This window comes from Psychrobacter sp. C 20.9, from assembly GCF_001921765.1.
Lineage (GTDB): Bacteria > Pseudomonadota > Gammaproteobacteria > Pseudomonadales > Moraxellaceae > Psychrobacter > Psychrobacter piscatorii_B.
Genome location: NZ_MRYC01000001.1, coordinates 54,703 through 67,179, shown reverse-complemented (window position 1 = coordinate 67,179; position 12,477 = coordinate 54,703). Strand labels below are relative to the sequence as shown.

Below are 12,477 nucleotides of genomic sequence, written 5' to 3'. Positions count from 1 at the left end.
ATAAGAAGACGGAGATAATTTATCAATGACACAATATACTATGGAGACCAAGGCTTGGTACAGCGCTGTAAAGATTAGTGCCAATGGCCACCAACCTTTAACGTCAATATTATTAGCGATTGTCACTTCATAAATTAAATACACAATACTAGGGAACCATTATTTACCATAACATTCATTACGATATGAAAAGGTGAATAATATTTCATCACTATAAAAAAGTAATTAGTAATGAAACTACAACGGCTTCACAATCCCATCAAGTAAACTCGCGAAACCCTGCATATAAGCCATATCTTGGCTTGCCGTGCGCGTTGCTGCATACAACTGACAATGTACGCCATCACCTAATGGTCGCGAGACGACCCAGCCTTTTTTCTCATATTCAGCAACGACCCAATCGGGCAGGGCTGCCACGCCGCGCTCGCTGGCGACCAACTGAATCAGCATCGCGGTCAGTTCTGTGGTACGAACACTCTCAAAGCTCACTTGTGCTGGCGTCATAAAATTAGCAATGATATCGAGGCGTTTGGCTTCTACCGGATAGGCAATCAATGTCTCATTAACCAAATCATTAGGTTCAATAAATTCTTGCGTCGCTAAATCATGCGTTGGTGACAGCACCAAGCGACTCTCATACTCAAACAATGGCTGATAGCTAATATCGTCGAGCGGTAAATCACTGGTGGTAATAAGCAAATCGATATCGCCTTCCATCAAGAGATGATGCGGCTCAGGCTCAAAGCCCGTGGCAAAATCAAGCTCGACATCCGACCACTCGCGGCGATAGTGATTGAGTATCGGCATCAACCAATCAAAACAGCTATGACATTCAGACGCTAAGCGCAGGCGACCGGCTTGCCCATGCGCTAAGCGCTTTAGATCGTTTTTGGTACGTGTGACTTGCGGCATGATATTATCCGCTAAGGCTAGCACGGCTTTACCTGCTGGCGTGAAAGTGAGCGGGCGGGTGCGGCGATTGACGAGGCTGACATCGTAATAGTTCTCTAGCTCTTTTAGTTGATGTGAAACGGCAGAAGCAGTGACGTGTAGCTCATCGGCCGCTGCCGCAAGTGAACCATGCGCTCGTAGCGCAGTTAAGGTATTAAGATGACGAAGCTCAAGCATGATAAGACCTAACCGCTAAAGTGAGAAAAACTCATTATAGTGGATACTGTGTTGATTTTCACTCATAGTCTGCTATTAGTGAGAAGTCAATAAGTAATCAACGTCTAGCGCTTGCGTAACAACAACTGTGAGATAACGACTAATACCAGAGAGGCAACTAGCAATAACGTACCTATCGCATTGACTTCAGGTTTGAGACCTACCCGCACCATAGAATAAATACGCAGCGGTAAAATCTCATAACTAGGCCCTGTGACAAAGGTCGATACCACCACATCATCGAGTGATAAGGTAAAAGCCAATAACCAACCGGCCATTACCGCAGGCAATATTACCGGAATCAGTACCGTACGTATCATCGTCGACTCAGATGCGCCCAAATCGCGCGCTGCCTCCATTAGCCGCTCATCCAAGCTGCTCAGACGCGCAAAAACAGTAATGACCACGAACGGCAGGCAAAAAGTGATATGCGCTATCAGTAAAGACACAAAGCCTAGCTGTAAGCCTATCAATAAAAATAGCGCGAGCAAAGAGATAGCCAACACAATCTCAGGCGACATCATCAGCACAAACAGCAGCCCGTTTAGTAAGCCTTTACCGCGAAAGTTATAGCGATGCAGTGCTAGCGCTGTAAGCGTCCCTATAAGAGTCGAAACGGTAGCCGCGCCTAGCCCCAAGACAATAGAATGCCAAAACGCATCGAGCATCGCTTGGTTGTTAAATAGTGATTCGTACCACTTTAAGCTAAAGCCGCCCCAGTTGTAGCCGATTTTTGACTTGTTAAATGACATCACCACCAAAATAATAATGGGTAGATATAACAAAGTATAAATAAGACCGAGATAGCCTTTGGCAGCGATACTGCCAATTTTAAGCGTACGCGAATAAGACATTAAGCCACCTCGTTAAAGTCAGTCTTGCCAATGCGGCGACTACTGGCACGGTAGGCTAGTAATAATACCGCCATTGCCACTGTCAATAACACGCTAGCAGCCGCGCCAAAAGGCCAGTCACGGGCATCTAAGAATTGGTTTTTGATGATATTACCGACCAGCAAGTTACGAGAGCCGCCCAAAATATCCGCCACATAAAACATACCCATCGCAGGCAAGAGCACGAGCAGCACCCCAGAGATAATCCCTGGCGTCGTCAGTGGCAGCACCACATGCCAAAAGGTCTGTGTTTTAGTTGCGCCCAAATCCTGCGAGGCGAGCAGCATGTCATTGCGCAAATCGGTAAATACGGCATATAACGGCAGTACCATAAACGGAAATAATAAGTAAGTTAGGCCTGCAATCACTGCGCCTTGCGTATATAAAATATCGATAGGGGCATCAATGACACCGATTGCCAGCAGTGACTTATTAATCAAGCCATTATTCGCAAAGAGCAGCTTTAGCGCATAGGTGCGCACCAAAGAGTTGGTCCAAAAGGGCAGGATCAACAGCAGCATGAGTAACGGCTGCCAACGCACTTTTACCTTGGACACGAGCCACGCAAAAGGGTAGCCCAGCAGTAGACAGATAACCGTTGTGATACCTGCCATCCATAATGAATGAACAAAGACCTCAAAATATAACGGATCAACCATGCGCACATAGCTGTCAATACTGACAGGCAGGCTAATAAAGGCGCTGCTATCACGGGTTAAAAAACTGACAGCAATGACCAATATGTTTGGTAATAGCGCAAATATCAGTAGCCAACCCCAGATCAGCCAGAGCGTTGCCGTACGAAACGGACTTTTGCTGCCTAAGTGGTTGCAGGCCATCAGCTACCATCCTTTTGTACAGTCGCCTTGTTTGTATGGTCAGCGTCTTCTGGCAATACCCACTCCCAGCCATCGACCCATGAGACCTTGACGCCTTCGTTGAGTTTGTAATCAAAGCTTGGGTCATCTTCATCAAAAAACTCAGAGGCCTTAATGATATGGCCATTTGCCAATTCAATAATCGAGTCTAACGTACTGCCTTTATAGTTACTTTCGATGACGCGCCCCAGTAGCCCGCTATGCTCGTTATCTCTTGGATCATATATTCGTAGATCTTCGGGACGAAGTAGTAAATTAACGATATCGCCCACTTGTACATCATTGGCAAAATTGGGTCGACGCAAGTTACGTAGCGTTGTTGGCCCTTCTTGCGCTTGAGCCTCACAGACTTCAACTTCGATGCGTCCATTGGTCACGTTGCCATCACGATCGGGAAGGTCTGGATAGACACCCTTGACCTCAGCTCTAAACAGATTGGTCTCACCAATGAACTTGGCAGTAAACAAGTTGGCAGGAGTCTCATAAATCTCAATAGGCGTGCCGATTTGCTGGAACATGCCGTCTTTCATCACGGCAATGCGGTCTGACATCGACAGCGCTTCTTCTTGATCATGCGTGACAAAGACAAAGGTAATGCCCAGCTCACGTTGCAGACGCTTGAGTTCAGACTGCATTTGCAAGCGTAGCTTATGATCGAGCGCGGATAGTGGTTCATCGAGTAGTAATAGCTTGGGGCGATTGATTACCGCACGGGCGATCGCCACGCGCTGCTGCTGCCCACCAGATAAATCCTGCGGTTTGCGATTGGCCAAATGCTCCAACTGCACCATGGCTAGCATCTCGCTCACACGCGCTTGAATCTCAGCTTTTGGCACTTTTTTAATCTTTAGGCCATAAGCGACATTTTGGGCGACGCTCATATGTGGAAACAGGGCGTACTGCTGAAAGACGGTATTGACCGGACGTTTATCAGCGGATAAGCCTGCCATCTGCACGCCATCTAGATAGATTGTCCCCGCATTGGGTTGCTCAAAACCTGCAATCAAACGCAGTAATGTCGTTTTGCCACAGCCTGAGGGCCCAAGCAGGGTCAAAAACTCGCCATGCTTGATATCAAGATTGATGTCTTTTAACACTTCAGTTTGATCGTAGGTCTTTTTAATACCACTCAGTTGCAGCAGCGTCTTGTCGTTTTGAGGCGACGCGGAGGTTTTGTGCGTGCTTGGCGATGGGTCGGTCATAATATCTGTTCCTAAGCGTCCAATAGATCAGAGCAGTAAATCAATGCAGCCATCAAGGTATCTCGATGTCATCAAAAAACTGGCAAGAGCGTAAGCACGATTTGATTGCTGCCTGATAGCTGTCTGATTGCTGCGTATTATAACAAACCCGTGATATAAATCAGTGCAAGTTCGTTATCAATTACGCGAGTTGTACCGTTATGGTAGCGCCAGGAGGTGCTCTACTTTTGATGATATATGCTTTGATATAACGACATTTAAACAAAATTTTTTACCGTTTTTTGGCGTCTATTCCTATACAATCACGGTATGGCTGACAAACATAAGGCATCTGGTGGGTGAGTGTGAATAGTCATCTGCCCATTTATGTTTGCATACAAGTATATAAAGCCGTTTATAACTCTCATATTATTGATAATAAAGGATCTCTCATGCCTACTGATACACGTCCAACTACCGGTCAAGAAGCGCTTGAATTGTTGAAACAAGGTAACGCCCGCTACGTGGATAGTCTCACCAGTACCGATGAATATATGCAGCGTCGTCCAGAATTGGTCAAGGATCAAAATCCATTAGCCATTATTTTGGGCTGCTCGGATGCACGAGTACCTGTTGAGATTGTCTTTGATCAAGGCTTGGGGGATTTGTTTGTCATACGTGTGGCGGGCAATGTGGTGGCGCCATCACAGATTGGCTCAATTGAGTTTGCGGCCGAAGCTTTCGGTACGCAGTTGGTGGTAGTCCTTGGACATTCAAAATGCGGCGCGGTCACGGCCTGCGTTGAGACCTTGATCAATCCTGATCAGAACTATTCTCCTAATTTGCAATCGATCGTTGATCGCATTCGCCCAAGTGTTTATAACTTGCACGAGCTGGCAACGGCCAATGGTCAAGACGTCGATGCCGATGAGCTGGTTGATCGCTCTATCCGTGCCAACGTGCGCATGTCAGTGAGTCAGCTAAGACATGGATCGCGGGCACTAGAGGATTTGACTAACAGTGGTCAGCTACTTGTTGTGGGCGCTGAATATGATCTAGAGACCGGAAAGGTACGATTCTTAGACAGCTAATATATCTAAATATGAACATACTTTGTTCATATCCTTACAAAACCCTATCAATTATTTTGCCAATTTTTATTATGATGAGAGAACCAAGCGAATTGCGATCATCGTGATTCGCTTATTTATAACTGCATTTTCTAAATTATATTGGGATAATTATGTCTACTCCATCTAATAATAATAACGCAACCATCGCACAGCCTGCGAGCAGTATCAGTGTAGATGGCGTCCAGTCAATCTCTACGCAAACGACAGGTTTTACGTTTAATCACACCATGCTCCGCGTCAAAGATCCTGCAAAATCATTGGCGTTTTATACTGGCGTGTTGGGTATGACGTTGCTGGCGGTCAAAAAATTCCCTGATATGGAGTTTGATCTGTATTTCTTGGCAAAGCTAACTGAGAGCGAGCGTGAGAACCTGCCTGCTGGTGATGATTTAGAAATTTTTGCTTTCCGTCAGCGCGGTATTTTGGAGCTGACCCATAATTACGGCACAGAGACAAAAGCTGACTTTAGCTATCACGATGGCAACCAAGAACCTCAAGGCTTTGGACACATTTGTTTTAATGTACCGAACTTGGATGAGGCCATTGCTTGGTTTGATAAGAACGATGTTGAGTTCAAAAAACGTCCAGAAGACGGCAGTATGAAAAACATCGCCTTTATCAAGGATGTTGATGGCTATTGGATCGAAATTGTACAAGCTGATTTGATGTCATAACTGGCAAAACAGTAGTGAGATGTTCATTTATTTATTCATTTAAACACGCGCTAAGACAGCAATAGGAGCAACCCTTTATGCCCACCCCTGACGTGAGCCGCCTATCGAACACGCTAACCGATGGTGTGACCGTCTATCAACAAGTGGTCTATACCACGCAAGACTTGGCAAGAGGCTTTATTGAGCGCATTCCATATTTTGTAGCGGCGCTCATTGTGTTGGGGATTTTTTGGCTGTTGTCGATTATTTTCAAAAAAGTCGTGCATAAAACCTTAGGCGCGCGCGTGCGTCATCAAAACTTGGTGAAGGTGTTTCAGCGCATAGGTGGGGCGCTTATTCTGTTTATTGGCTTTATGATCGCCATGGTTGTTGCTATTCCAGGATTTACACCAGCCAAATTAATCGGCGCGCTGGGTATTGGTTCGGTGGCGATTGGTTTTGCTTTTAAAGATATTTTTCAAAACCTACTCTCTGGTATTTTATTGCTGATCTCAGAGCCGTTTCGTATCGGTGATCAAATCGTTTCAGGCGACTATGAAGGAACAGTCGAAGATATCAAAATCCGCGCAACTACCATCAGGACTTATGATGGCCGTCAAGTGGTGATTCCAAATTCAGATCTCTATACCTCAGCATTGACCGTCAATACCGCTTATAAGCAGCGCCGTCTGCAAGTCGCAGTTGGTATCGGTTATGAAGATGATATTGAAGCGGCTAAAGCTGAGATTATAAAAACATTAGATAAGATAGAGAGCGTCTCAAAGAAAGCAACGCCAAGCGTAATTGCCACTGGTTTCGGTGGTTCGTCCATTGATCTAATGGTACGTTGGTTCATCGAAGATGGTACGCAAGCCAACAAAGTTGCCTCGATTCATCAAGTAATTGTAGGTATCAAAAACTCGTTGGATGCAGCGGGCGTAAATATTCCATTCCCAATACGTACGATTGATTTGAGTGATCCTTCGGTGAAGTCTATTGTTAAGCAGATAAATAAGCAGCAAGATGACAATGTTAATGATGATAATGCCAAAAAAGCAGAGACAGAGTAATTTGCTTAGAGCGTTATTTCAAAGAGCTGTCTTCACGTGATGTTTTTTGAGCAATAAAAAACCGCCATATTCAATGATATGGCGGTTTTTTGTCTTTCTACAAGCTACTAGGCTAGTATAAAGCATTAGTCATTTTTTGCTCTAAATTCGGTATGGCACGATTTACAACTTGCGCCCACTTCACCAAAGGCAGGCTGGACGTCTTCGACACTAGTAGCCGACTGTGCAGCAGCATTTAGCTCAGCCGTCACTTTTTGAAAGTTGTCCGCTTCAGCACTGAAACCATCAGCATTTGACCATACGGCTTCAGTCGCGTTGCCCATGGCTTCTTGGTTTTCAAAGTGACTCCAAGGGTTTGCCGCATCTTCTGCCAAGAATGATGCCTGCTCTTTGAAAACCGCCGCATCAAAGGTATCAGGGGCTTTGACCATATCACCCATGACGCCCATCGCATCGCCCCAGCTTTTCATGCTGTCTTGGCGCGCTTTGATATCAGGATCGTCGCCTGCACCGCTACACGCTGTCAAACCCAGCGCCGCTGCCATTAAGGTGATGCTAAAAAAAGATTTCAAAGATTTTTTGGTATAAACCTGTGCCATATGACTTACTCCTTTAAACGTGGCTAATAGTAGGCATCGCTATCACGCTCGCCTTACCTCAAATATTATTATAAAAATATTTCTTAAGATTCTTTTGCGCACAGTGGCTGCGAAAGAGTCTCTACTATTGTAGCGTTTATCGGCAGAATGGGAGCAATATAATGTTATATCCTCGTAATCATCGGATGATATAAAACCCCTTTAGCAAATCGTTTGTTAGATATAAAAAAGGCCAGCGATAATCGCTGACCTACACTCTCAAACCTAACATTCTTGAGCTTTAAAAAAGCTTAGAGAGCCAACCAATCACGCGGCTTGAGATAATAATCAGTCAACTCAAACTCAGGTGTGCCCTCAGCCGGCTCAAACCGATAATGCCAGCTGGCAAGAGGTGGCATACTGACTAAGATCGACTCAATACGGCCGTTACTTTGCAAGCCAAATAATGTGCCACGATCGTAGACCAGATTGTACTCTACATAACGGCCACGGCGATAGAGCTGAAACTCGCGCTGTGCATCAGTATAAGGCGTGTTTTTACGCTGCTCAAAAATCGGCAGAATACCATCAAGGTAACCATTGCCAACGGCTTTCATAAAGTCAAAACACGTCTCAAAATCCCAGCCGCGACTCTCTGTACTGACGTCGTCATAAAACAAACCACCGATACCACGCTGCTCGTCGCGATGACGCAGATGAAAATACTCATCGCACCACTGTTTGAAATCAGCATAAATATGGTCACCGAAAGGTGCGCACAGATCATGACAGACTTGATGCCAGTGTACACAATCGGCGAGTACGGGGTAGAAAGGCGTCAAATCAAAGCCGCCGCCAAACCACCAAATCGGCGCTTCGCCTTCTGCTTCTGCCACGAACAAACGTACGTTGGCGTGGCTGGTTGGGACATTTGGGTTTTTGGGATGTACCACTAAGGACACGCCCATGGCTTGCGCTTTGCGACCAGCGATATTGGGGTGGCGTGCAGTGGCAGAAGCAGGCAAATTGTGGACATGGATATGACTGAACATCACGCCTGCTTTTTCGATGACCGTGCCATCTGTCAATACGCACGAACGACCGCCGCCGCCTTCAGGACGTTCCCAGTCATCGGGAACGAAGGTTGCATGCTCGTTTTTATTAGTGCTGCCATCGCGTTCTTGTGCTTCTAAGGCGTCGCAGATACGAGCCTGCAGGTCCACCAAAAACGCCCGTACGCGCAGGATGTCTTGATTGGTTGGCGTGGTCTCTGACGCCACGGTTGATAGGTCTGCTTGGTTATCTATATTTGAAATACTCATAAGACATCTATTTATTTAGGTGTATGGCTGTATTAAGGTCTGTATCGAGAGAAGTATCTATATCAAGGTTGATATTTTTATCAAACAAGTGGCCCATACGATCGCGTTTGGTCGCTAGGTACTCAGCGTTCATATCGTTGACACCGACCAACAATGGCACCCGTTCGACAACATCAATACCGTGCTCCGTCAAATAAGCAACTTTGTTTGGATTGTTAGTGATGAGTCTGACAGCGTTGACACCGATATGGGCAAGCATCGGACCACACATATCATAGATACGCGCATCAGCAGGCAAGCCTAACATGAGATTGGCATCCAGCGTGTCGTGTCCCTGATCTTGGAGGGCATAAGCGCGAATCTTGTTGGTCAGACCGATACCGCGACCTTCTTGACGCAAATACAAAATCGCACCGCAACCTGACTCTTGGATGGCTTGCATGGCAGTATTTAGCTGTGGTCCGCAGTCACACTTTAATGAGCTAAACGCATCGCCTGTTAGGCACTCAGAATGAATCCGAACCAGCGGAATTGGTCTTTGCAACGACGTGTCATCTGAGCTAGGTGCTGTCATTGTGCCTGTCGTTTGATCGACCACAGACAGACCGACGGTCAGCATAACATGCTCTTGGCCTTCGTCGTTTTCAAAGATATGAATATCAAACTCGCCATGACGAGTGGGTAGTTTGGCACTAGTGATAAATTGATATGACATTACTGTCCTGCATAAGCCTATAGTCGTGGCGGTGAAGGGTTTGTGATAATGCTATTAAACCCGCAATAACATTCTAGCCTGAACGGTAAGGCCAAGATGATAGCAGTATAACCCTTTCATAAAGAACGCGTGCTTATTGTATTTATTATAAAAACACACAAAGTTCACAGACGACGCACGATGATTAAAGCGACAATTAAAAAAAAATGCTATTATGCCATACTATTTTGGTAGATACAGTGACAAGTCTTTATCCTTACATTACTATGTCGTCACTAACATCCGATATTGATGCAAAATAATAGGGCATAATAATAGTCCTTGGTATTAAAGCACGTAGTTTTGAGGCACGATCTACTGTGGTAGCGTGTTCATATGATACGTAGCGCAGCTATATACACGTAAAGTTGCATGAATAATTATATGGTCGATTACATCAATAATGATGTAGATATTATTGACGTCTCTCAATTGTAGCTATTGCTATATTGGAGACACGTCTTGTCAGCAGATTGGTAGGTATCGTACGGTTTATGCAGCAGTCACTTCATTCCCCAAAGTCTCAGTCCTCATCTGCATCAGTATCTGATTCTGCCGCCCAGCTATCGAGCTTACAGCAGACTTATACTGTGATTCCTCGCGTGCGTCCGCATACGCCATTGCTTGATGCCATTAACACACCTTCTGATATGAATACGCTTTCAACCACTCAGCTGATTACGCTGGCTGATGAACTGCGTCTTTTTTTGTTGTATTCAGCCGGTCAGAGCGGTGGGCATTTTGGCGCCAATTTGGGTGTGATTGAGCTGACGATTGTATTGCATTATCTACTTGATGCTCCGCAGGATCAGATTGTATGGGACGTAGGCCACCAAGCTTACGCGCACAAAGTCCTGACCGGTCGCCGTGAGCAGCTGGCAACGATCAGATCCAAAGATGGTCTGACTGCATTCCCAGAGCGTGCAGAGTCTATCTACGATACATTTGGCGTTGGGCATTCATCAACCTCTATTTCAGCCGGTTTGGGCATGAGCTTGGCGCTGCGCTATCAAGGCCTCGCGCAAACGGTTGCTTGTATCATTGGTGATGGTGCGATGACTGGTGGTATGGCTTTTGAGGCCATGAACGATGCAGTCCAACAAGATGCCGATCTACTAGTCATTTTGAACGACAACGATATGTCGATTTCTTGTTCTATCGGTGGTTTTTCGCGGCATTTAGCGATGCTTTGGGAGTCGGGCTACCAAGTCGATATTTCTGAGTCAGGTGAGCCTGTGCTTTGCCAGCGTCCTGATATGCAAGCATTTGATCGCCGCAAACGTCACAAAGAGATGCGTGATGTACCGCAATTAGAAGATAACTTATTCAAAGCGATTGGCTTTACCTATTTTGGTCCGTTTGATGGGCACAATATCCCTGAGCTACTACGTGTGTTGTCAATTGCCAAGCAAGTCAGAGGGCCTGTTTTGGTACATATCTATACCACCAAAGGCAAAGGCTTTGCACCAGCAGAACTAGATCCGGTCGGCTATCACGCGATTAGTAAGCTACCAGCAGAGATTCATAATGAGTCTCAGAGCAAATCTGCAGAAGCATTAAAGCAAAACACAAAACCTGCGCTAAAATACTCGCAAGTATTTGGTAATTTCTTATGCGATAAAGCGGCCGAAGACGATAAGTTGCTCGCGATCACTCCTGCTATGGAAGAAGGCTCGGGCATGATTGACTTTGCTCGTTATTTTCCAACACGCTTTTTTGATGTGGCTATTGCCGAACAACATGCGGTCACGCTAGCGGCCGGTATGGCAACGCAAGGTGTCAAACCTATTGTGGCGATTTACTCGACGTTCTTACAGCGCGGATACGATCAGCTGATTCATGACGTGGCGCTACAGAATCTCGATGTCATGTTTGCAATTGATCGAGCGGGCCTCGTTGGTGAAGATGGTGCCACGCATGCAGGCGTGTTTGATTTTAGCTTTTTACGTTGTATCCCGAATATAGTGATTGCTGCGCCAAAAGATGAGAATGAATGCTACCATCTGCTCAATACTTGCTATGAACATCAGGGATGTACGGCAGTTCGTTATCCGCGTGGTACCGGTACAGGCGCAGCTATCGAGCAGCCAGCACAGAATTATAAAATCGGTGAAGCCGTTATTGAGTCAGTATTGGGCAGCAATGATGCGCCTTATAAGCTAGCGATATTGGCTTTTGGTACGATGGTTGCGACTGCTCAGCAAGCGGCCGAGAGCTTAACCAGTGATGATACAGCGTTAGAGTGTCAGGTACATGTGGTCAATATGCGCTGGGTAAAACCGCTAGATACAGCTATGCTTGAGAGTTTACTGGCGCAAGGGGTGACGCATATCGCAACCATAGAAGAGCATATGATTATGGGTGGCGCGGGTAGCGCAGTGAATGAATACTTGCTCAATGAATCGGCTGCTTTTAAACGTCAGCGTCCAGCTGTTGGCAACATAGGTATTGCTGATCGCTTTATCGCGCATGGCTCACAGGCAGAGCAGTGGGCTGATTGTGGTTTAGATGTTGCAGGTGTTATTAAACAGCTTAAGCAACTGTTGTCGTAAATTTTACTTTTTAGATTTGCAGTATTATTTACAAATTATTGTTTTAAAAGCTATTACTGTAAACAGATACTCGCTCTTTAAACAGAGCAAACGCCTGCTAGCCGTAGGTGCCAACTTTTTTACAACTTGCGCAGTTTGTATGACCACCAAAATACTGGCTTGGTCAGCGTGACGGTTTTTTCGTTTTTATCGAACAATTTTAGTATAATGCGGTTGTCGTTTATAAGTTTTTATTTATAGAAGACACGTTTTTAATCGCATAGATGTGGTGTGATGCGGCGGCTGTTTGGCATGTT

General features: G+C 45.7%; 11 protein-coding genes. 4 read left to right on the top strand and 7 right to left on the bottom strand.

Features of this window, described 5'->3' with window-relative positions:
- Nucleotides 1-237 precede the first annotated feature (237 nt).
- From BTW00_RS00270 to potA, 4 genes are all read right to left on the bottom strand, one after another.
- Complete coding sequence (locus BTW00_RS00270) at nucleotides 238-1,128, bottom strand: LysR family transcriptional regulator (protein ID WP_075105716.1); 891 nt, start codon at nucleotides 1,126-1,128, stop codon at nucleotides 238-240.
- A 104-nt stretch (nucleotides 1,129-1,232) separates the two neighbouring features.
- The gene (gene potC, locus BTW00_RS00265) at nucleotides 1,233-2,021 is read right to left on the bottom strand and encodes a spermidine/putrescine ABC transporter permease PotC (RefSeq protein ID WP_075105715.1); all 789 of its coding nucleotides are present in this window, start codon (nucleotides 2,019-2,021) and stop codon (nucleotides 1,233-1,235) included.
- Nucleotides 2,021-2,899 carry a spermidine/putrescine ABC transporter permease PotB gene (potB, locus tag BTW00_RS00260; protein WP_075105714.1) on the bottom strand — a complete coding sequence of 293 codons (879 nt, stop codon included), beginning with the start codon at nucleotides 2,897-2,899 and terminating at the stop codon, nucleotides 2,021-2,023. Before potB ends, potC begins: the two co-directional genes overlap by 1 nt.
- Complete coding sequence (gene potA / locus BTW00_RS00255) at nucleotides 2,899-4,140, bottom strand: spermidine/putrescine ABC transporter ATP-binding protein PotA (protein WP_075105713.1); 1,242 nt, start codon at nucleotides 4,138-4,140, stop codon at nucleotides 2,899-2,901. Before potA ends, potB begins: the two co-directional genes overlap by 1 nt.
- A 431-nt stretch (nucleotides 4,141-4,571) precedes the next feature.
- On the opposite strand from potA, the gene BTW00_RS00250 reads away from it, so the two are divergent.
- The 3 genes from BTW00_RS00250 (at nucleotide 4,572) to BTW00_RS00240 (ending at nucleotide 6,975) form a co-directional block, all read left to right on the top strand.
- Nucleotides 4,572-5,210 (top strand): carbonic anhydrase, encoded by a 639-nt coding sequence (locus BTW00_RS00250; RefSeq protein ID WP_075105712.1) that lies wholly within the window; start codon nucleotides 4,572-4,574, stop codon nucleotides 5,208-5,210.
- A gap of 152 nt (nucleotides 5,211-5,362) precedes the next feature.
- A complete protein-coding gene (gloA, locus tag BTW00_RS00245; RefSeq protein WP_075105711.1) occupies nucleotides 5,363-5,926 on the top strand; it encodes a lactoylglutathione lyase in 564 nt (187 codons plus the stop codon).
- A gap of 77 nt (nucleotides 5,927-6,003) precedes the next feature.
- Nucleotides 6,004-6,975 carry a mechanosensitive ion channel family protein gene (locus BTW00_RS00240; protein ID WP_075105710.1) on the top strand — a complete coding sequence of 324 codons (972 nt, stop codon included), beginning with the start codon at nucleotides 6,004-6,006 and terminating at the stop codon, nucleotides 6,973-6,975.
- Nucleotides 6,976-7,100: 125 nt separating this feature from the next.
- On the opposite strand, the gene BTW00_RS00235 is transcribed toward BTW00_RS00240, so the two are convergent.
- The 3 genes from BTW00_RS00235 to ribA all read right to left on the bottom strand — a co-directional run bounded on the left by BTW00_RS00235 (nucleotide 7,101) and on the right by ribA (nucleotide 9,590).
- Nucleotides 7,101-7,574: a cytochrome c gene (locus BTW00_RS00235; RefSeq protein ID WP_058025644.1), complete on the bottom strand. Its 474-nt coding sequence runs from the start codon at nucleotides 7,572-7,574 to the stop codon at nucleotides 7,101-7,103.
- A 290-nt stretch (nucleotides 7,575-7,864) separates the two neighbouring features.
- The gene (hemF, locus tag BTW00_RS00230; protein WP_075105709.1) at nucleotides 7,865-8,875 is read right to left on the bottom strand and encodes an oxygen-dependent coproporphyrinogen oxidase; all 1,011 of its coding nucleotides are present in this window, start codon (nucleotides 8,873-8,875) and stop codon (nucleotides 7,865-7,867) included.
- Between the two features lie 7 nt (nucleotides 8,876-8,882).
- The gene (ribA, locus tag BTW00_RS00225) at nucleotides 8,883-9,590 is read right to left on the bottom strand and encodes a GTP cyclohydrolase II (RefSeq protein ID WP_075105708.1); all 708 of its coding nucleotides are present in this window, start codon (nucleotides 9,588-9,590) and stop codon (nucleotides 8,883-8,885) included.
- A gap of 533 nt (nucleotides 9,591-10,123) precedes the next feature.
- Here ribA and dxs point away from each other — a divergent pair.
- The gene (gene dxs, locus BTW00_RS00220; RefSeq protein WP_075105707.1) at nucleotides 10,124-12,181 is read left to right on the top strand and encodes a 1-deoxy-D-xylulose-5-phosphate synthase; all 2,058 of its coding nucleotides are present in this window, start codon (nucleotides 10,124-10,126) and stop codon (nucleotides 12,179-12,181) included.
- The last annotated feature ends 296 nt before the right edge of the window (nucleotides 12,182-12,477 follow it).

Excerpts from the sequence above, each read along its gene's own strand:
- BTW00_RS00270 (WP_075105716.1), bottom strand. The coding sequence starts at position 1,128 with ATGCTTGAGCTTCGTCATCTTAATACCTTAACTGCGCTACGAGCGCAT.
- potC (WP_075105715.1), bottom strand. The coding sequence starts at position 2,021 with ATGTCTTATTCGCGTACGCTTAAAATTGGCAGTATCGCTGCCAAAGGC.
- potB (WP_075105714.1), bottom strand. The coding sequence starts at position 2,899 with ATGGCCTGCAACCACTTAGGCAGCAAAAGTCCGTTTCGTACGGCAACG.
- potA (WP_075105713.1), bottom strand. The coding sequence starts at position 4,140 with ATGACCGACCCATCGCCAAGCACGCACAAAACCTCCGCGTCGCCTCAA.
- BTW00_RS00250 (WP_075105712.1), top strand. The coding sequence starts at position 4,572 with ATGCCTACTGATACACGTCCAACTACCGGTCAAGAAGCGCTTGAATTG.
- gloA (WP_075105711.1), top strand. The coding sequence starts at position 5,363 with ATGTCTACTCCATCTAATAATAATAACGCAACCATCGCACAGCCTGCG.
- BTW00_RS00240 (WP_075105710.1), top strand. The coding sequence starts at position 6,004 with ATGCCCACCCCTGACGTGAGCCGCCTATCGAACACGCTAACCGATGGT.
- BTW00_RS00235 (WP_058025644.1), bottom strand. The coding sequence starts at position 7,574 with ATGGCACAGGTTTATACCAAAAAATCTTTGAAATCTTTTTTTAGCATC.
- hemF (WP_075105709.1), bottom strand. The coding sequence starts at position 8,875 with ATGAGTATTTCAAATATAGATAACCAAGCAGACCTATCAACCGTGGCG.
- ribA (WP_075105708.1), bottom strand. The coding sequence starts at position 9,590 with ATGTCATATCAATTTATCACTAGTGCCAAACTACCCACTCGTCATGGC.
- dxs (WP_075105707.1), top strand. The coding sequence starts at position 10,124 with ATGCAGCAGTCACTTCATTCCCCAAAGTCTCAGTCCTCATCTGCATCA.